General features: G+C 41.8%; 15 protein-coding genes. 8 read left to right on the plus strand and 7 right to left on the minus strand.

Annotated elements, in window-relative coordinates; translation table 11 throughout:
• Together tamB and ppx are read left to right on the plus strand one after the other, a co-directional pair.
• On the plus strand, positions 1-3,936 hold the full coding sequence (gene tamB / locus ACTG7Q_RS09445; protein ID WP_439243183.1) for an autotransporter assembly complex protein TamB: 3,936 nt from the start codon (positions 1-3) through the stop codon (positions 3,934-3,936).
• 18 nt (positions 3,937-3,954) lie between these two features.
• Complete coding sequence (gene ppx, locus ACTG7Q_RS09450; RefSeq protein WP_439243185.1) at positions 3,955-5,502, plus strand: exopolyphosphatase; 1,548 nt, start codon at positions 3,955-3,957, stop codon at positions 5,500-5,502.
• Between the two features lie 62 nt (positions 5,503-5,564).
• On the opposite strand, the gene ACTG7Q_RS09455 is transcribed toward ppx, so the two are convergent.
• The 4 genes from ACTG7Q_RS09455 to ACTG7Q_RS09470 form a co-directional block, all read right to left on the minus strand.
• Positions 5,565-6,107 carry a hypothetical protein gene (locus ACTG7Q_RS09455; RefSeq protein ID WP_439243187.1) on the minus strand — a complete coding sequence of 181 codons (543 nt, stop codon included), beginning with the start codon at positions 6,105-6,107 and terminating at the stop codon, positions 5,565-5,567.
• Positions 6,108-6,134: 27 nt separating this feature from the next.
• On the minus strand, positions 6,135-6,725 hold the full coding sequence (locus ACTG7Q_RS09460) for a hypothetical protein (protein WP_439243189.1): 591 nt from the start codon (positions 6,723-6,725) through the stop codon (positions 6,135-6,137).
• A 141-nt stretch (positions 6,726-6,866) separates the two neighbouring features.
• Positions 6,867-8,699 (minus strand): glutamine--fructose-6-phosphate transaminase (isomerizing), encoded by a 1,833-nt coding sequence (gene glmS, locus ACTG7Q_RS09465; RefSeq protein ID WP_439243191.1) that lies wholly within the window; start codon positions 8,697-8,699, stop codon positions 6,867-6,869.
• Between the two features lie 27 nt (positions 8,700-8,726).
• On the minus strand, positions 8,727-9,497 hold the full coding sequence (locus tag ACTG7Q_RS09470; RefSeq protein WP_439243193.1) for a DeoR/GlpR family DNA-binding transcription regulator: 771 nt from the start codon (positions 9,495-9,497) through the stop codon (positions 8,727-8,729).
• A gap of 214 nt (positions 9,498-9,711) precedes the next feature.
• Here ACTG7Q_RS09470 and polA point away from each other — a divergent pair, with 214 nt between their 5' ends.
• The 5 genes from polA to ruvX are packed head-to-tail and all read left to right on the plus strand — an operon-like array spanning position 9,712 to position 14,893.
• Positions 9,712-12,594: a DNA polymerase I gene (gene polA / locus ACTG7Q_RS09475; protein ID WP_439243196.1), complete on the plus strand. Its 2,883-nt coding sequence runs from the start codon at positions 9,712-9,714 to the stop codon at positions 12,592-12,594.
• The gene (nudC, locus tag ACTG7Q_RS09480) at positions 12,594-13,409 is read left to right on the plus strand and encodes an NAD(+) diphosphatase (protein WP_439243198.1); all 816 of its coding nucleotides are present in this window, start codon (positions 12,594-12,596) and stop codon (positions 13,407-13,409) included. Before polA ends, nudC begins: the two co-directional genes overlap by 1 nt.
• A gap of 34 nt (positions 13,410-13,443) precedes the next feature.
• Positions 13,444-13,917 (plus strand): low molecular weight protein-tyrosine-phosphatase, encoded by a 474-nt coding sequence (locus ACTG7Q_RS09485; protein WP_132299928.1) that lies wholly within the window; start codon positions 13,444-13,446, stop codon positions 13,915-13,917.
• A complete protein-coding gene (locus tag ACTG7Q_RS09490) occupies positions 13,914-14,471 on the plus strand; it encodes a YqgE/AlgH family protein (protein WP_132299926.1) in 558 nt (185 codons plus the stop codon). The genes ACTG7Q_RS09485 and ACTG7Q_RS09490 overlap by 4 nt, the downstream gene beginning before the upstream one ends.
• The gene (gene ruvX / locus ACTG7Q_RS09495; protein ID WP_439243201.1) at positions 14,471-14,893 is read left to right on the plus strand and encodes a Holliday junction resolvase RuvX; all 423 of its coding nucleotides are present in this window, start codon (positions 14,471-14,473) and stop codon (positions 14,891-14,893) included. The genes ACTG7Q_RS09490 and ruvX overlap by 1 nt, the downstream gene beginning before the upstream one ends.
• A gap of 37 nt (positions 14,894-14,930) precedes the next feature.
• Here ruvX and proS read toward each other — a convergent pair whose 3' ends face one another.
• The gene (proS, locus tag ACTG7Q_RS09500) at positions 14,931-16,646 is read right to left on the minus strand and encodes a proline--tRNA ligase (RefSeq protein ID WP_439243203.1); all 1,716 of its coding nucleotides are present in this window, start codon (positions 16,644-16,646) and stop codon (positions 14,931-14,933) included.
• Positions 16,647-16,697: 51 nt separating this feature from the next.
• On the minus strand, positions 16,698-17,435 hold the full coding sequence (locus tag ACTG7Q_RS09505; RefSeq protein ID WP_439243205.1) for a 3-deoxy-D-manno-octulosonic acid kinase: 738 nt from the start codon (positions 17,433-17,435) through the stop codon (positions 16,698-16,700).
• Between the two features lie 178 nt (positions 17,436-17,613).
• On the opposite strand from ACTG7Q_RS09505, the gene ACTG7Q_RS09510 reads away from it, so the two are divergent.
• Positions 17,614-18,672: a glycosyltransferase family 9 protein gene (locus tag ACTG7Q_RS09510; RefSeq protein ID WP_439243207.1), complete on the plus strand. Its 1,059-nt coding sequence runs from the start codon at positions 17,614-17,616 to the stop codon at positions 18,670-18,672.
• A gap of 53 nt (positions 18,673-18,725) precedes the next feature.
• Here the strand turns inward: ACTG7Q_RS09510 and galU are convergent, their stop codons facing one another.
• Positions 18,726-19,613 (minus strand): UTP--glucose-1-phosphate uridylyltransferase GalU, encoded by an 888-nt coding sequence (gene galU / locus ACTG7Q_RS09515; protein WP_439243209.1) that lies wholly within the window; start codon positions 19,611-19,613, stop codon positions 18,726-18,728.
• Positions 19,614-19,660 lie beyond the last annotated feature (47 nt).

The following is a 19,660-nucleotide window of genomic DNA, read 5'->3' on the forward strand; positions in this document are numbered from 1 at the left end:
ATGACAGACTCAGTTAAACAACCAGAAAATACACCGCAATCTAGCCCAACCACAAAGGGCAAAAAAAGCAAAATTTTACACCGCAGTTTGGTGGCGACTGGCGTGCTTGCCGGTATCACTGGCTTAGCTGGCGTGGGCGTGGCTGGCATTATGGGCACCGAAAGTGGCACCCAATGGGCAGTCGGTTTAGCGGACAAATATGTAGATGGTTTAACCATTGGCGAAGTGCAAGGCAAATTGCAGAATGGCTTAGTGTTAAAAAATGTGGAATTTCAATCCGCCGGCGTGGCTACCAATATTGCTCAGGCCGAACTCAAATTTGATTTTGGTTGCTTACTAAAAGCGGATATTTGCATTGAGAATTTACATCTGCAACAGCCGGCCATTCAGATTGATACCAGTAAATTGCCACCGTCTGAACCGGAAGAAGAAAAAGAACAAAGTGAAATGCGGCGAATCACTTTGCCAGTTTCGGTCGCCGTGAAAAATGTGGAAGTGGATAATCTGGCGTTAGGCATTGATCATAATCAGATTCATCTTGGCAAATTCAAAAGTGCGGTGTTTTTAAACAATGAAAATGGTTTAACCCTTGAACCGACACAGATTAATGACGTTGCCTATATTCTGACGAACAATACCAAAGAGCAAGCAGAAAAAAACAAACAAGCCCAGATTCAAGCAGAAAAAAGCCCAAGCGAACCCATCAACTGGCAACAAATCGAGCAAAGTTTAACCCCTGCATTATTGGCGAATCTGAATGAAATTATTTTGCCGTTTGATATGCACGTTCCTGATATTTCAGGCAAAAACTGGCAATATCAACAATTCACTGATGGCAAATTGGTGCAACAAATTGATGTGCCAAAGGTGCAAGTGCAAGCGGATGCCACTGGCTCAAATGTGGCATTACAAACGTTACACATTGACAGTTCAGTCGGCAATATCCAAGCACAAGGCAATATGCAGTTGGATCAAGACATGCCACTGAATTTAACCTTGCATTCTGATTTGGATACCTTTAAACAAGGCGATGAGATTTTATTGCCAAAATCCGTGGTGGATCTGTCCGTCAGTGGAAATCTGAAAAAGACCACCGCACTTTCTCTGACCACGCAAGGTGTCGCCAAGGCGACATTCAATGCGGATGTCCAACTTAATCAGGAAAAAACACCGTTAAATCTCACTTTAAACATGGCTGAATTTGATTATCCGTTTAGCCAAACAAGCGATCCGCTTAAGGTGCAAAATACTACGCTAAATGTGAGCGGTAATTTGCTTGATTATCAGTTAGCGTTAACTGGCCAAGTCAAAGGCATGTCCGCACCGTCAACGGATCTGGCGTTACAAGCCAGCGGTGGCATTTCACGCACGGACATTGAGAAATTACAGGTCAATGCGTTAGACGGTTCACTCGCTTTGGGCGGAAAATTAAACTGGCAAGACGGCGTGGAATGGCAAGCGAATACGGATTTAAGCAAAATTAATCTGGGTGCTTATTTGTCTGCATTCCCTGCGGTGTTATCCGGTAAACTCACGCATTCAGGACAAGTGAAAGGCAATCAATGGGCAATCGCCGTACCTGAATTAAATATTCAAGGTTCGCTGTCGAAAAATCCACTCAGCCTAAAAGGCAGTTTGACGTCAGATAATCAAGTCTTGTTAAACACGTCACAAATTAGCTTAAATTATGGCGTGAACCACATTGTGGCCAAGGGTAAATTAACCGAACAATCAGATTTTGCGTTAGACATTAACGCTCCCAACTTAAAAGGGCTGTTGCCTGATTTATCCGCAGCGTTAATAGGCAAAGCCCATATTAAAGGCAAAATCACCGAACCGAATTTAGATCTCGATTTAGTGGGCAGTAACATTCAATTCCAACAGTTAAAAATTACCAAAGTGACAGCCAAAGGTAACGTCAGCACGGAGCAACAAATTCAAGGCGATTTAAATGTGGAATTAAGCGGATTAAGCCAAGGCGAGATAAAATTGAATCAAGCGAAATTAACCGCATCAGGCAATGAAAAATCTCACCAATTACAATTACGCTCCAGTGGCGAACCGGTAGCCGGTGGCTTAAATTTATCTGGCAGTTTTGACCGCAGTTCGCAAGTGTGGAAAGGCACTTTAAGCCAAGTTGCGGTAAATTCGCCTATCGGTGAAGTAAAAAATAGCCAAAATATTGATATTAGTTTTGATAATAAACAAACGCTCGCCACCATTTCGAGCCACTGTTGGAAACACACGGACATTGATTTGTGTTTTCCGCAATCCTTTAAAGCCGGCAAAAATGGGGAAATTCCTTTTGAATTAAAACGGTTAAATTTAGCCTTGGTCAATAAATTAGCCGAGCAAAATGGCTTATTACAAGGCACCTTACGCAGTGCTGGCACCTTTGCATGGAATGAAAATAAACCGCTTAAACTTGATGTCACCATCAATGGCGACGGCGTGGCGGTGGCACAAAAAATAGACTACCGCACCTTTAAATTAGCGATTCCCAAATTAGCGTTAAACGCTCAATTAGATAATGATAATTTGGCAGTGAAATCCGATATTCAGATTCAAAATAACGGCCGCATTAATGCAGATGTGAACATTAAAGATATTGTCAAAGCACGCAAATTATCCGGTGCCTTGAAGATTGACGGCGTGAATCTGAATTTGGCGAACCAATTACTATCAAGTAGTGAAAGAATTTCAGGTGGCATTACGTCAAATTTAACCTTTGTAGGGGATTTAAATGCACCGCTGTTAAATGGTGCCTTTAATATTAATCAGTTAAAAGCCAAACTCAAATCTTCTCCAGTGGAAATCACTGGCGGTGCCGTGGCGTTAAATTTCTTGGGCAACCGTTCTACGCTACAAGGCGATATTCAAACCGCCGACAGCCGTTTAAATATCGATGGTGAGGCAGATTGGAAAACCCTTGAACAATGGAACGCTCAAGTGCATGCCCAAGCGGATAAATTCTTGGTGAATATTCCGTCCATGGCCAAAGTGCGAGTGAGTCCGAACGTGACCGTGAAAGCCAATCCGAAATTATTAGCCTTAAGTGGTAATGTGGATATTCCATGGGCCAGAATTGCGGTGGAAAGTTTGCCAGACAGTGCGGTATCGGTCAGCAGTGATGAAGTGATTTTAGACAGTGCGAATCCACTGAAAAATGGCGACGTGTTAACATCTCGTCAAATGGCCGCCACCACGGAATCAGGGATGTTGATTACGTCAGATTTAGAGATTAATATTGGCAAGGATGTCAATGTCAAAGCCTACGGCTTAGACAGTAATTTAGAGGGTAAATTATCCGTTAAGCAAGACAAAGGACAGTTAGGTTTATACGGACAAGTGGATCTGAAAAATGGACGCTATGCCTCCTTTGGGCAAGATTTGGTGATTCGTAAAGGGCAAATTAGCTTTTCTGGTTTACCATCACAACCGTTGTTAAATATCGAGGCCATCCGTAATCCTGAGGCCATGGAAGATAGCAAAGTCACCGCAGGCGTAAAAGTGACAGGGATTGCTGATTCCCCAACGGTTGAGGTCTTTTCCGAACCAAGTTTACCACAGGATCAAGCCTTGTCTTATATTCTCACTGGTCGTTCACTAGAAAATAGCGGTGATGCCGGTTCAAGCGGTTCTGTTGGTGCGGCCTTGCTCGGCATGGGCTTAGCCAAAAGCGGTAAACTGGTCGGCGGTATTGGTGAGGCCTTTGGCATTCAAGATTTAAATCTCGGCACCTCTGGAGTGGGCGATAGCTCAAAAGTCGTGGTCAGTGGTAATATTACCCCACGGCTAAAAATTAAATACGGCGTGGGACTCTTTGACGGTTTGGCTGAAGTCACCTTGCGTTACCGTTTATTCCCACAATTTTTCTTGCAATCCGTGTCAGGCGTGAATCAAGCCTTTGATGTATTGTACGAATTTGAATTTTAACTTTTTTATGATGGATTTATGAATAATATTAATTTAATCACCCAAGCCACCGCACTGTCAAAAGGCCAGCGACATCAAGTCAAAGAAATTGCCGCCATTGATTTAGGCTCCAACAGTTTCCACATGATCGTGGCACGGATCGTCAATGGTTCCATCCAAATTTTGTCACGCTTAAAACAAAAGGTCCAGCTCGCCAAAGGGTTAGATCAAAACGGTATATTGGATCAAGAGGCAATTACTCGTGGGGTGAATTGTCTCGCTTTATTTGCCGAACGCTTGCAAGGTTTTCCGGCGGAAAATGTCAACGTAGTTGGTACCTATACGCTACGAAGTGCGGTGAATAATGCGGAATTTTTACGCCAAGCCAAACAGGTGTTTCCTTACCCGATTGATATTATTTCAGGCCAAGATGAGGCCAAAATGATTTACGCTGGCGTATCGCATACCCAGCCTGAAAGTGGTCGTAAACTGGTGATTGATATTGGCGGCGGTTCCACGGAAATGATTATTGGCGAAGATTTTGACCCCATGGTAGCCGAGAGCCGCAATATGGGCTGTGTGAGTTTTGCCAAACAATTTTTTCCTAATGGTGAAATCAACGTGGAAAATTTTGAACATGCTCGCCAAGCGGCCCTAAGTCGTATTCAGGATCTCGCTCAACCTTATCAACAATTAGGTTGGCAATATGTCCTTGGTTCATCTGGTACCATTAAAACCGTTCATCAGGTGATCACGGCCACCTTGGATCCAGACGGCATTATCACCGCCGGTCGGTTAGATTTTCTGATTGAACGGACACTAAAAGCCACGCACTTTGATAATTTAAAATTGGCCGGCTTAAACGAAGAACGTGCTGATGTGTTTGTGCCAGGGTTAGCTATTTTAAGTGCGGTATTCGACACTTATCAAATTGAACAAATGCGTTATTCTGACGGTGCCTTACGTGAGGGCGTGATGTACAGTTTGGATAAAAATTTCCAAGTAAAAAATATCCGCCAACGTACCGCCGAATCCTTGGCGGAACAATTTAATCTTGACCGCATTCAAGCGGAACGAGTAAGCAAAACGGCGGTGCAATTAGCCCAACAATTTCACGATTGGCAAGCCAGTGAATTTGCCGACGAAATGCAAGAAATCTTATTATGGGCGGCGTTGTTGCATGAAGTGGGCATTGTAATTAATCATAAAAATATGCAAAAACATTCCGCCTATATTCTCACCCATATGGAATTGCCCGGTTTCGACAAAGAACAACAACGTTTGCTTGCCACGCTCGTGCGTTTGCAAATCAATGGTTTTCATTTAGATGATGTTGCACAATTTTCTCGTTACACACCACAAGATGTGTTGGCGTTAATCCGTTTATTGCGTTTGGCCATTCTGCTTAACCGCTCACGCCAAGCCACGGAACAAACCGAAAAAATCTTCCTCAAAACCCACCGCACTTTGTGGCAACTAAATTTTGAACCCGATTATTTGGCACGCAATCCGTTAGTACAACAGGATTTAAAAACCGAACAACGCTTTTTGATTGAAATGGGGTTGGAATTGGGGATTGAAATTTAGCGTATCACATAAAAAACCTAGCCATTGGGCTAGGTTTAGTTTAAACGGATATAACAAATGGGTTAAGGTAATATGCGTTGTTTACTTGCTCCCCAGTCTTTTTTGCTAGGATTAAAGCCGATTTTTTTGTTTTTAATTGGAATCTCTTGCCAATAGATTGGTTCGGCTGCGCCACGAGATCCGTAAGCATAACCTTTGGTATCCACTAATTTCCAACTGTTATTCTCATACTTGAAATAACGAATATCCACAATAGCACGACTGCAGGCCATACAATTACCCGCCATATACCCTGCATTATCCTCTATAGATGATGGAGAATCATCATAATCATCTTCAGCATAAGCTAACACAACACGAAACTTTTTATTATTTAAGGTAAAATCTTTGGAGATATACGATTTCAATGGAAAGTGCAGTTTATGAGATATGCACTTGCCATTACTTTGAACTTGGCATGTCTTATCATTAACAACAGAAACAATCGGTCTCCCTTTTTTGCTCTTTTCTGGATAAAGTTGTTGGATGCTTGTGTTATCTGTTGCGTGAGCCATGCCCATTGCAAATAGAAATGGGAGTAATATTAACTGGTAAAATTTTTTCATGATGTTATTTCCTTATTGAGATTTCACTTATTTCTTACGTTGTTTAGAGGCTTCGGCGATTTCCTTACGTTGTTTAGAAGCTTTGGCGATGCAAGATTTGATGCCATTTTTCATACTGCCAACATCATCAATGATATCATCGATCAAACAACTATCATTGGTACATTGTAACTTATATGCGACGGACTCTGAACCTATCTGAGGATCTTGATATTTTGCCACAACGGTATTGTTTGATTTCACAGATATTTTCAAGGTTTGTTTGATTTTCTTAATTAATTCTGGGGTACGTGGAGCTGTCCAGTTCAACGTACTTGAAAAAAAAACGCTCAGTAAATCACTCTCCCCAACAAAACGCTCATAATCACAGGTTGAAGAAAGACCCTCCCAGCTTACAAGTTCATATTTCCCCCCTTTTTGTAATAATGTATTAAGTTCGTTAGTATAATAACTTGACAATGCAGAGAAAGGCGCTGTTTTCCCCTGAATGGATATATCTAATACACCAGTTAATATACCACTCACCGTGCCAACCATGCGAGGAGCATTATTAGCATAAACTTGTGTAGAAAAACAAACTAAAAGAGCAAGGCTAGAACATTTTAAAAGACGTTTCATGGTGATTCCCTTATTCAGAAAAATTAAACGGAAAAGCGAGATAAAACTTCCCGATTGTAAAAAAAAAAATGAAAGTGCAAACACTAAAAACAAAAAAAGGTGCGATTTTTTTCGCACCTTAACCCATTTTTGAATAGAAAATTACTCCACCGTCACCGCTTTCGCTAAGTTTCTCGGTTGATCCACGTCGGTGCCTTTAATAATCGCAATATGATAAGACAATAATTGCAATGGCACGGTGTAGAAAATCGGCGCGGTCACTTCATCCACTTTCGGTAACACAATGGTTTTAAAGCCACTGGCCTCTTCAAAGCCCGCATCATGGTCAGCAAATACATAAAGTTGACCGCCTCTGGCACGCACTTCTTCAATATTGGATTTCACTTTTTCCAATAAATCATTTTCAGGTGCCACCACGACCACAGGCATTTCGCTGTCAATTAACGCCAACGGCCCATGTTTGAGTTCGCCTGCGGCGTAGGCCTCGGCGTGAATATAGGAAATTTCTTTTAATTTCAAGGCGGATTCCATGGCAATCGGGTAATATTCGCCACGGCCTAAAAATAAGGTATGTTGTTTATCGGCAAAGTCCTCGGATAATTTTTCAATTTGTTTATCAAAAACCAACGCACTTTCAATTTGAGCAGGTAAACGTTGTAAAGCCTGTACAATGTGATGTTCTTGTTCTTCGCTCACCTGACCATTTAAACGTCCCATGGCCACGTTTAATAATAATAAACAGGTTAATTGAGTGGTAAAGGCTTTGGTGGAGGCCACACCAATTTCTACGCCCGCTTTGGTCATAAAGGCAAAATCGGATTCACGCACTAAAGAGGAACTGGCCACGTTACACACAGTCATGGCCGCCATATAGCCCGATTCTTTGGCAAGGCGAAGTGCGGCTAAAGTATCTGCGGTTTCACCGGATTGCGACAAGGTAATTAATAAGCTATTCGGGCGAGTGACAAATTTACGATAGCGGAATTCGGACGCAATTTCCACATCACAGCTTACGCCGGCAATAGACTCAAACCAATAACGAGCCACCATACCCGCATTGTAAGAGGTGCCACAAGCCACGATTTGCACGTGTTGCACTTGCGATAAAATCTCCACGGCATTCGGTGCGATAGATTGAATATCCACTTTGCCGTCTTTAATTCGACCGTCTAAGGTGTTAATAATCGCCACCGGTTGTTCAAAAATTTCTTTTTGCATATAGTGACGATATGGCCCTTTATCTGCCGCATCTGCCTCAAAATTACCCTCGTGAATTTCACGCTCAACAGGTTCACCAGCACGATTAAAAATGCTCACGGTACGGCGTGTAATTTCGGCAACGTCGCCTTCTTCTAAATACGCAAAACGACGAGTCACGCTTAATAATGCCAAGGGATCAGAGGCCAAGAAATTTTCACCCACGCCATAACCAATCACCAACGGTGAACCCGAACGAGCGACGATTAAACGTTCTGGATCTTGTTCATTCATCACCACCGTTCCATAGGCCCCACGCAGTTGTACCACCGCTTTTTGGACGGCCTCTAACAAGGTTTTTGCGGTGCGAAATTCCCATTCCACTAAATGAGCGATCACTTCGGTATCGGTTTGCGATTGGAACACATAGCCACGATCCTGTAATTGGGCTTTTAATTCAAGATAATTCTCAATAATCCCATTATGCACCACGGCAATATGCCCTGAACGGTGGGGGTGAGCATTGGTTTCTGACGGCTCTCCATGGGTTGCCCAACGAGTGTGCGCAATACCTGTACCACCCACTAATGGCTTGGCGTTCACCGCATCTTCAAGGGATTTCACTTTTCCCACTCGGCGAACAATTTGCATATTTTTATCCGCACTTAACACCGCCACACCGGCGGAATCATAACCCCGATATTCTAAACGGTGTAACCCATCCACTAAAATTTCTGCCACATCACGTTGTGCGACTGCACCGACGATTCCACACATAAGTTGTTTTTCCTTATAAATAAATTGTTATTCAGCGACAATCACTTGTACGCCTAAGTTTTCAATAAATTGTTTGTCCTGTGTTGAAATTTGATTATCCGTTATCAACACATCAATTTGTGCCCAAGTCAGTTCTAAATTCGGCATTCTTCGGCCGATTTTTTGACTTTCCACCATCACAATCACTTCACGGCTGACATCCGCCATCACCTGACTTAATCCAATTAATTCGTTAAAAGTGGTGGTGCCACGTTCTAAATCTATTCCATCTGCCCCAATAAACAGTTGATCAAAATCATAAGATCGCAACACTTGCTCCGCCACTTTGCCCTGAAAAGATTCCGAATGGGTATCCCAAGTGCCACCGGTCATTAACAAGGTCGGCTCATTTTCCAACGCACGCAATTCTGTTGCCACCGAAAGAGAGTTTGTCATTACCACTAAGCCTTGCTTACCGTCTAACTGCTTAATCAATGCCGCTGTGGTACTGCCGCTATCGACAATAATACGGTTATGCTCCCGAATGCGTTCCGCTGCGATTTTGGCAATGGCTAACTTTTGTTTCGAAAGCAACTCTTCCTGTTCAAAAATATCCTGCGGCATTAAAATGGCTCCGCCATAACGGCGCAGTAAAAAACCGTTGTTTTCTAATGCGGTGAGATCTTTACGAATCGTCACTTCAGAGGTGTCAAATAGTTGGACTAATTGCTCAACCGTCACCTCGCCCTGTTGTTGTAACAGTTGCATAATCTGTTGGCGACGTTGTTGAGTATTGCGTTGATTAAAGTTTCGTTTCATTAAATATTGGTCATGATTAGTTTCGGTTCGAAATTATATAGAAAATAAAAGCAATGTAAATAGAAATTTGATAGCACAGGAAATAATATGTATACCTTTATACGTTCAAGACTTCTGATGGATTCTTTACAACAAAGAATCTCCACACATTAAAATACAATTCTTCCGCCAAATTAAGCTATAATAAGGTCATACTAAATTAGCGAGAAATACTATGACCCAAATTTCCCCAAACCCTCTCGTCCTCGTGGACGGTTCGTCTTATTTATATCGTGCCTTTCATGCCTTTCCTCCTTTAACTAATTCACAAGGTGAGCCGACTGGGGCGATGTATGGTGTGTTGAATATGATCAAAAGCCTGATTTCGCAAGTGCAACCAAGCCATATTGCGGTGGTGTTTGATGCTAAGGGTAAGACTTTTCGTGATGAACTGTTTGAGCAATATAAATCCCATCGCCCACCGATGCCTGATGAATTGCGGTTGCAAATTGAACCTTTGCACAAGATTATTCGTGCGTTGGGGATTCCGTTGCTGTCCATTGAAGGCGTAGAAGCAGATGATGTCATTGGTACCTTAGCGGTACAAGCCTCAAAAGCTGGCAAAGATGTCTTAATTTCCACTGGTGACAAAGATATGGCACAGTTGGTGAATCAGCATATTATGCTAATTAACACCATGAATAATACCCTGTTAGATCGGGGTGGTGTGGTGGAAAAATACGGTATTCCGCCAGAATTAATGATTGATTATTTGGCATTAATGGGGGACAGTGCGGATAACATTCCGGGTGTCGCTGGCGTGGGTGAAAAAACCGCATTGGGCTTGTTGCAAGGGATTGGGTCAATGACGGAAATTTATGCTAATCTTGATAAAGTTGCCGATTTGCCGATTCGTGGGGCGAAAAAATTAGGCGAAAAATTGCTATCTGCCAAGGCAGATGCGGATTTGTCCTATGTGTTAGCCACCATTAAAACCGATGTCCCATTAGAAGTGAGCCATGATCAACTCCAAATCGGTACAGCGAATAACGATCAACTTGCTGAATATTTTGGGCGATATGAATTTAAACGTTGGTTAAATGAAGTATTGAACGGCGAAAGTTCCGTGACGAATCCAACAGAGCAAACGGTAAAGATTAATCCTTATCAGGCGACAGCTAATATTGCCAAAGAAGAAAAAATTGAGCAAAGTGCGGTGAAAAATTCGGTAAAAATTGACCGCACTTTATATGAAACGATCACGACAGAAACACAGTTAAATCAGTGGATTAAACAAATTGAGCAAGCCAAATTAGTGGCGGTGGATACCGAAACTAACGCCCTTGATGCCATGCAAGCGGAATTAGTTGGTATTTCCTTTGGGTTGGAAAATGGCAAAGCCTGTTATATTCCCTTAGGGCATTGTCAGCAAGTGGCTGTGCATCATGATAACGGACAAGGGGATTTATTCGCCGATGCCGAAAGCCCTGAAATGCAATGGAAATTAATTGAAAATCAATTAGATAAACAATATTGTTTAAACCAATTAAAACCCTTGTTAGAGAACGCTAACATCAAAAAAATCGGGCAAAATATTAAATATGATTTAACGATTTTTGCTAACCATGGCATTGCCGTGCAAGGGGTGCAATTTGATACCATGTTAGAAAGCTATGTGTTAAACAGTACAGGGCGACATAATATGGACGATTTAGCCGAACGTTATCTCGGACATCAAACCATTGCGTTTGAAACCTTAGCGGGTAAAGGCAAAAACCAACTCACCTTTGATCAGATTGAGTTAGATAAAGCCGCCGAATATGCGGCAGAAGATGCCGATGTGACCATGAAATTACATCAAACCTTATGGCAAGAATTACAGGCGACACCTGAGCTGATAACGTTATTTGAACAAATTGAATTGCCGTTAGTCACGGTGCTTTCTCGCATTGAACGGCACGGCGTGTTAATTGATAAGCAAGCGTTGGCAACACAATCTGCGGAAATTACCGTGCGATTGAATGAGCTAGAACAACAGGTGCATCAAGAAGCAGGCGAAACCTTTAATTTGGCATCCACCAAGCAATTACAAGAAATTCTGTTTGAAAAGCTTGCTTTGCCAGTCATTGCCAAAACCCCGAAAGGCTCACCATCTACCAATGAAGAAGTGTTAGATGAATTGGCTCAACAAGGGCATATTGTACCAAAATTGCTGATTGAACATCGTGGTTTAGCCAAGTTAAAATCCACTTACACCGATAAATTACCTTTGATGATTAATCCGAAAACAGGGCGAGTACATACATCCTATCATCAGGCAGTAACCAGTACTGGACGGCTTTCATCTAGCGATCCCAATTTACAAAATATTCCTATTCGCAACGAAGAAGGGCGTAAAATTCGCCAAGCCTTTATTGCCAGAGAGGGCTTTAAAATCGTGGCAGCGGATTATTCACAAATTGAATTACGCATTATGGCACATTTATCAGGCGATCAAGGTTTAACTAATGCTTTCCAACAAGGCAAGGATATTCACCGTGCCACCGCAGCGGAAATTTTTGGCTTGCCACTAGACGATGTCAGCAGTGAACAACGGCGTAGTGCCAAAGCGATTAACTTTGGTTTGATTTATGGCATGTCAGCCTTTGGTCTTGCTCGTCAGCTCGGTATTGCTCGGGGTGAAGCACAAAAATATATCGATTTGTATTTCCAACGCTACCCAAATGTGCAAACCTTTATGACGGACATTCAAGCCAAGGCAAAAGCTCAAGGCTATGTAGAAACCCTATTCGGTCGCCGTTTATATTTGCCTGACATCCATTCCAGCAACGCCATGCGAAGAAAAGGGGCGGAACGTGTGGCAATTAATGCGCCAATGCAAGGGACGGCGGCGGATATTATTAAAAAAGCCATGATTGCCTTGGATTACAAAATTCAACACAATCCAGATATTGTGATGATTATGCAAGTTCACGATGAATTGGTATTTGAAGTGCGGTCGGAAAAAATCGAAGAATTTAGCCAACTGATTAAAACCGAAATGGAAAATGCGGCTCAATTAAGCGTGCCATTAATCGTGGATGTGGGTGTAGGCAATAATTGGGACGAAGCACACTAATGAAAACGATCAGCAATGAAACGGGCTACTGGTTAATTCACCAAGCCCAACAAATTTATTTCCCTAACCATGATTTGCCTTTTGGCAGTGCAGAACAATTAGGCTTAATCGGTAAGCAAGCCACCCAAATCGGTGAATGGCATAATGCACCACTGTATTTGGTACAAGAAGAAACAACCAATAAAAACACGGCAAATGAACAACGAGAATGGACAACTTTACGTGCTTTATTAGGTTTACCTAAAACACAATTTTATTTGCTCAATCGTGGCATTGAACTCAATCATTTCTTTAAAACCCATCAATTTTGCGGAAAGTGCGGTGAAAAAACCGCAGTCACTTGCGATGAATGGGCGGTGCAGTGCCAAAATGCTGCTTGTCATTATCGAGCCTATCCCGTGATTTGTCCGTCTATTATTGTTGCCATTCGCCGTCATGATGAGATTTTACTGGCATGCCATCAACGCCATATCCGTAGCGATGGGAGTGCTGGATTATATACCACGCTGGCGGGCTTTGTGGAAGTGGGCGAAACCTTTGAGCAAACCGTAGAGCGTGAAGTGTTTGAAGAAACAGGGATTAAAGTGAAAAATATCCGTTATTTTGGTAGCCAACCTTGGGCGTTTCCCAATTCCCAAATGGTCGGATTCTTAGCCGATTACGACAGTGGCGAAATTCAGTTGCAAGAAGCTGAAATTGTGGATGCCAGATGGTTCAAATATAATGAACCCATGCCTGAATTACCACCACAAGGGACGATTGCGTTGGAATTGATTAAAGCCACATTGAAAATTTGCGAGCAATCCCCAAATTAACCCTATAACTTAATTAACAAAAACATAAGAAAATATGCAAAAAATCAAAATTCTCTTTGTATGTCTTGGCAATATTTGCCGTTCCCCTATGGCTGAATATTTAATGCGAGATAAAATTCAAAAAGCAGGTTTATCCGATTTTATTGAAACGGATAGTGCTGGCACATCAGGCGAAAATGATGGTGATGATATGCACTGTGGAACCGCCGATGTATTAGATCGCTTAAAGATTAAAAGTCATGATTTTGTCAGTCGCAAAGTGCGGTTAAAAGATCGAGAGAATTTTGATTATATCATCGCCATGGATAACCATAATTTGTACGATTTACACCGCTTATTTGGTAAACAACAAAATATTTTTGCTATCGCCAGCCTTTGTCCTGATTTAGCTTATGATCATATTCCTGATCCTTGGTACACTGGACGTTTTGATGAAACCTATCAATTACTTGAGCAATGTTGCAATGCCCTATTAATTAAAATCAAACGAGAACATAAATTACCATGAATCTGCAAAATCACTTATTAATCGCAATGCCGACCATGGACGATGATTATTTTCATCGTGCGGTGATTTTTATGTGTGAACATAATGACAAAGGTGCCATGGGATTAGTCTTAAATCAACCAACAGATTTAAGCCTTACCGAAATGGTGGCAAAATTGCGTTTTATGATGTCTGATGACAAAGTTTATCCACAGGATTATGTGGTGGCTGGTGGACCTGTTAGTATTGAGCGTGGTTTTATTTTACACACCCCAACAGCACAATCTTTTCTACATAGTTATAAAATTAGTGACCGTTTACAGCTTACTACCTCTGCCGATGTAATTGACACTTTCGGTACACCAAATGCCCCTGAAAAATATTTGGTTGGCTTAGGTTGTGCCAGCTGGGTGAACGGTCAGTTAGAGCAAGAAATCGCTCAAAATATGTGGTTAGTTATGCCAGCAGATGAGCGGATTATTTTTGATGTAGCTTACCAAGATCGTTGGACAGAATCGCTAAAATTATTGGGGATTGATAGCCATAATTTAAGTGGTAAGGCAGGATATTGTTAATGGGGATCACCGTTCTCGCCTTTGATTTTGGCACCAAAAGTATCGGTTGTGCGGTGGGACAATCTATTACTAGCACGGCACAAGCCTTGCCAGCCTTTAAAGCACAAGATGGTATTCCAAATTGGGACGCTATTGAAAAATTACTCAAAGAATGGCAACCCGATCGCCTTGTGGTCGGTTTGCCACTCAATATGGATGGCACCGAACAGGCTCTCACCTTACGAGCCAAAAAATTTGCCAACCGTTTACACGGGCGTTTTGGTTTACCTGTGGAATTGCAAGATGAACGCCTTACTACCGTGGACGCGAGAGCAGAAATTTTTCAACGTGGCGGTTTTAGAGCTTTAGATAAAGGCAAAGTGGATGGTATTTCGGCTTGTTTAATTTTAGAAAGTTGGTTTGAATTACATCCTACGGCATAAAAAATACAGGGGCATAATCTATGCCCCAATCTATAAATTAAGCGTTTATATTGGCACGCAAAAAATCCAACAACTGATCTTTGGCAATCATCTGTTTTTCACCCGTACGGCGGTTTTTATATTCAATTTCGCCATTCGCTAGATTTTTCTCACCAATCACCACCATGTGCGGTACACCGATTAACTCCATATCTGCAAACATCACACCAGGGCGTTCTTTGCGATCGTCAAAAATCACATCGACACCTTGCGATTGTAAAGTGCGGTATAAATCTTCGGAGAATTGTTGCACTGTGTCGGATTTGTGCATATTCATTGGCACAATCGCCACAGTAAATGGGGCAATCTCATCGCTTGACCAAATAATCCCACGCTCATCATGATGTTGTTCAATCGCCGCTGCCACCACACGAGTCACACCTACACCATAGCAACCCATCGTCATCACCAACGGTTTGCCGTCTTCGCCTTGCACGGTGGCTTTCATGGCTTCGGAATATTTAGTCCCCAGCTGGAAAATATGCCCCACTTCAATGCCTCGTTTAATTTGCAATGTACCTTTTCCGTCTGGACTTGGATCACCCTCGACTACGTTACGCAAATCAAAAATCTCAGGCACAGCCACGTCCCGTTCCCAGTTCACATTGAAATAATGTTTGCCGTCAATATTCGCTCCCACACTAAAATCAGACATTAATGCCACTGAGCGATCAATCACCGCTGGAATCGGTAAATTCACTACCCCTAATGATCCCACACCTGCTCCAATTTTGGCTTTAATTGTTGCTTCATTGGCAAATTCTAATGGATCAGCGACTAACGGGTGTTTTTGAGCTTTAACTTCATTTAATTCATGATCACCACGTAAGATTAAGGCTATTAACGGCTGTTCTTCTGTAGCCCCTTTTACAATCAAGGTTTTGGCGGTTTTCTCAATCGGCAGATTAAACTGTTCTACCAATTCCGCAATGGTTTTGGCATTTGGCGTATCCACTAATTCCATCGCTTTAGTTGGTTGTGAACGTTCACCTACCGCCACCGCTTCCGCTAATTCAATATTGGCGGCAAAATCACTTTCGGTAGAAAATACCACATCATCTTCACCGCTTTGAGCCAGCACTTGAAACTCATGTGATGCGGAACCACCGATTGAACCTGTATCCGCTTGTACTGCACGGAAATCTAAGTTTAACCGATTGAAAATGTTGCTATAAACCTGATACATCACATCATAAGTTTGTTGTAAACTTTCTTTCGTGGTGTGGAAAGAATAAGCGTCTTTCATCACAAATTCACGGGAACGCATTACGCCAAAACGTGGGCGAACTTCGTCACGGAATTTGGTTTGAATTTGATATAAATTCAACGGTAACTGTTTGTAAGAACTGATTTCACGGCGAACTAAATCGGTGATCACTTCTTCGTGAGTAGGTCCTAACACAAAATCACGTTTACCACGATCAGTAAAACGCAATAGCTCTGCACCATAATCCTGCCAACGCCCTGATTCTTGCCAAAGTTCAGCAGGTTGCACCACGGGCATTAATACTTCAATGGCACCACCTTTGTTCATTTCTTCACGAATAATATTTTCAACTTTCTTCAATACTTTAACACCTGTTGGCAACCAGTTATATAAGCCAGATGCCATCGGGCGAATCATACCTGCTCTTAGCATTAACTGATGGCTCACCACTTGAGCATCATTCGGGGTTTCTTTTAGCGTTGAAAATAAATATTGACTTGTACGCATTGGTATTCCTAATTATTTTATCTATTCAAAAAAATTTGCGGTATTCTATCATTAAATCTGGCGATTGTGATAACCGCTTAATAAATCTTGCCAATTTTGCGTACTAAATTGAATTTTCATACGTTCAATTTCCTTATGAAAAGAACGCTGTAACCGTTCAAGATTGCCTTGTTTCCAAAAATCCCCTGATTTTTCACCGCACTTATCAAAATCTAACAACCAACATTTTTGCCCTGTTTCTGTCTGTTGGAGCAAAATATTATGGGCGTTTAAATCCGTATGGCAAATTTGTAAATCGTGCAACTGGCGAATTAAGCCGCCAATCTGTTGCCAAATTTCTGAGAGCAAGGTTTGATGTTGTAAAAGTGCGGTTAAATCCTGAGCATTTTCGATTTTTTCCATCAAAATATCGGCACGATAACAAATACCTAATTTGCCTTTTTCAACGACCGCCATAATCGGCTTCGGCACAGGTAAACCAGCCAAGTATAATTTTTGCAACAAACGTAATTCGGCAAAACTGCGTGTTTGTGAAAGTGCGGTAAAACGGTAGCGATCTCGAATAATTTTGCTCCATAATCCGCCACGATAATAATGACGTAAGCTGGTATTAACACCGAACAGATCAGCGGTTTGTAAAAAATAAGTGGTGCCACGTCCTTTGGCGGTGCCTGAAATTCGCCCTTTTTTTAACCAGTAATCTGGACTAAAAAATTGACGATAATCGAGTTCAGCATAACTGTCATTCGCTAATAAAAAAAAGCAATTTTGATCTTGTCGTTCAATCATTTTATATTCCTTGTTGGCGTTCGCATCATTCTACTTTAAAATAGTATTATTTCCAATTCCCCTCAACACTATTCCCTCTCCCTCTGGGAGAGGGCTAGGGTGAGGGTTTATTTAAACATCATTTTACCCTCACCCCAACCCTCTCCCAGAGGGAGAGGGGGAGGAATGAGGATAATTTATGCCTTTGTTTAATCCCCAAAATCCGCCAAAATCCCTATGCGTCCTACGCCTTTCCGCCATTGGTGATATTACGCATGCTTTAGCCGTGGTACAAGAAATTGCTCGTTTTTATCCTGCTTGTCAAATCACTTGGATTGTAGGAAAGGTGGAGTATGCGTTATTATCGCAAGTCATGCCTGAAAATCCGCCTATTGATTTAGTTATATTTGATAAAAAAACAGGTTGGCGAGGCGTTTTTGCTTTATGGAAACAGCTAAGAAATCAATCATTTGATGCTTTATTAAATATGCAAACCGCTTTCCGTGCATCTATTTTATCTTTAGGTATTAAAGCCAAATATAAAATCGGTTTTGGTAAAAAACGCTCAAGAGAGGGACAATGTTTTTTTGTTAATCAACGGGTGAATGATCCCGAAAATCCCCATGTGTTAGACGGTTTTATGGCATTTGCCGAAAAAATTGGCGTAGCAAAATTTACCCCGCATTGGGAATTAAATCTTTCTTTGCCAGCACAACAAAAGGCAAAAACCTTTATTCAACCAAACCAACGCAATCTGATTATTTCCCCTTGTTCCAGTAAAGCGGAAAAAGATTGGCTGATTGAACGCTATGCGGAGCTCGCCAATGTTGCCACTCAACAAGGTATTAACGTGATTTTATGTGGTTCTCCTGCTTCACGAGAAATGGAAATTTGCCAAAAAATCACCGCACTTTGTGATAATCAGATAACCAATGCGTGCGGAAAAACGAGTTTAGCTGAATTGACCGCTTTAATCCAACAAGCAGATTTAGTGATCACACCCGATAGTGGTCCTGCTCATATTGCCACCATGGTGGGAACACCTGTTATCGGTCTGTATGCTTATCATAATCCTTGGCGAACAGGTCCTTATCATAATTTGGATAATGTGATTTCGGTATATGAGCAAAATGCGTTAAAAGAATTTCATAAACTCTCTCAAGAATTGCCATGGGCAACCAAATTATCGGGTAAAAATTTGATGGCGGAAATTGAAGTGAAAGATGTGGTGAATGAAATGCGGGAATTGGGGTTTTAAAGCAAGTTAGGGTACGTTTGAACGCACCCTAATCCTGTTCTTTATCTCGCTTGTTACAAAGTTTTAGCTAATTTCTTCAAATAGTCTTTGAACGGTTTGCCTAATTTTTCATGCTGTAAGCCATATTCTACAAAGGCTTGCATGTAACCAATTTTATCACCGCAGTCGAAAGATTCCCCCGACATTTGAAATGCTTCAACGGTTTCTTTTTCAATTAACATATCAATGGCATCAGTTAATTGAATTTCATCGCCCACGCCAACGGGGGTTTTTTCGAGTAAATGCCAAATTTCAGCAGAAAACACATAGCGACCAACTACGGCAAGATTAGACGGTGCGTCTTCTACACTTGGTTTTTCCACCATACGTGCGATCTTCGCACTTTCACCTGCACCAAATTCTACGCCTTGGCAATCGGCTACACCGTAGCTACTGACTTCTTTAGGATCGACAGGAGCAACCATAATTTGGCTGTGGCCTGTTTCTTTAAAGCGTTTGATCATCGCCGCAAGATTTTCGGTTTTTTGATTAGCGGTAAAATCTGCTAATAGCACATCAGGCAATACTACGGCAAAAGGTTCATTACCCACCACAGGACGACCACATAACACGGCGTGTCCCAACCCTTTAGCATTACCTTGACGGACGTGCATAATGGTGACATCTTTCGGACAAATAGCACGCACTTCTTCCAATAACTGGCGTTTTACACGCTTCTCTAACATTGTTTCTAATTCAAAAGAGGTATCGAAGTGGTTTTCAATCGCATTTTTAGATGAGTGAGTCACTAACACAATTTCTTTTATGCCAGCGTTGACACATTCATTGACAACATATTGAATTAATGGTTTATCCACTAAAGTAAGCATTTCTTTTGGAATGGCTTTGGTGGCAGGTAACATGCGAGTTCCAAGACCTGCAACAGGAATGATTGCTTTCATTGACTTTCCTTTTTTTCTTATAAAACAACCGCACTTAAAAAAGAACG

The sequence above is a fragment of the Lonepinella sp. BR2474 genome, assembly GCF_051851555.1.
GTDB lineage: Bacteria > Pseudomonadota > Gammaproteobacteria > Enterobacterales > Pasteurellaceae > Lonepinella.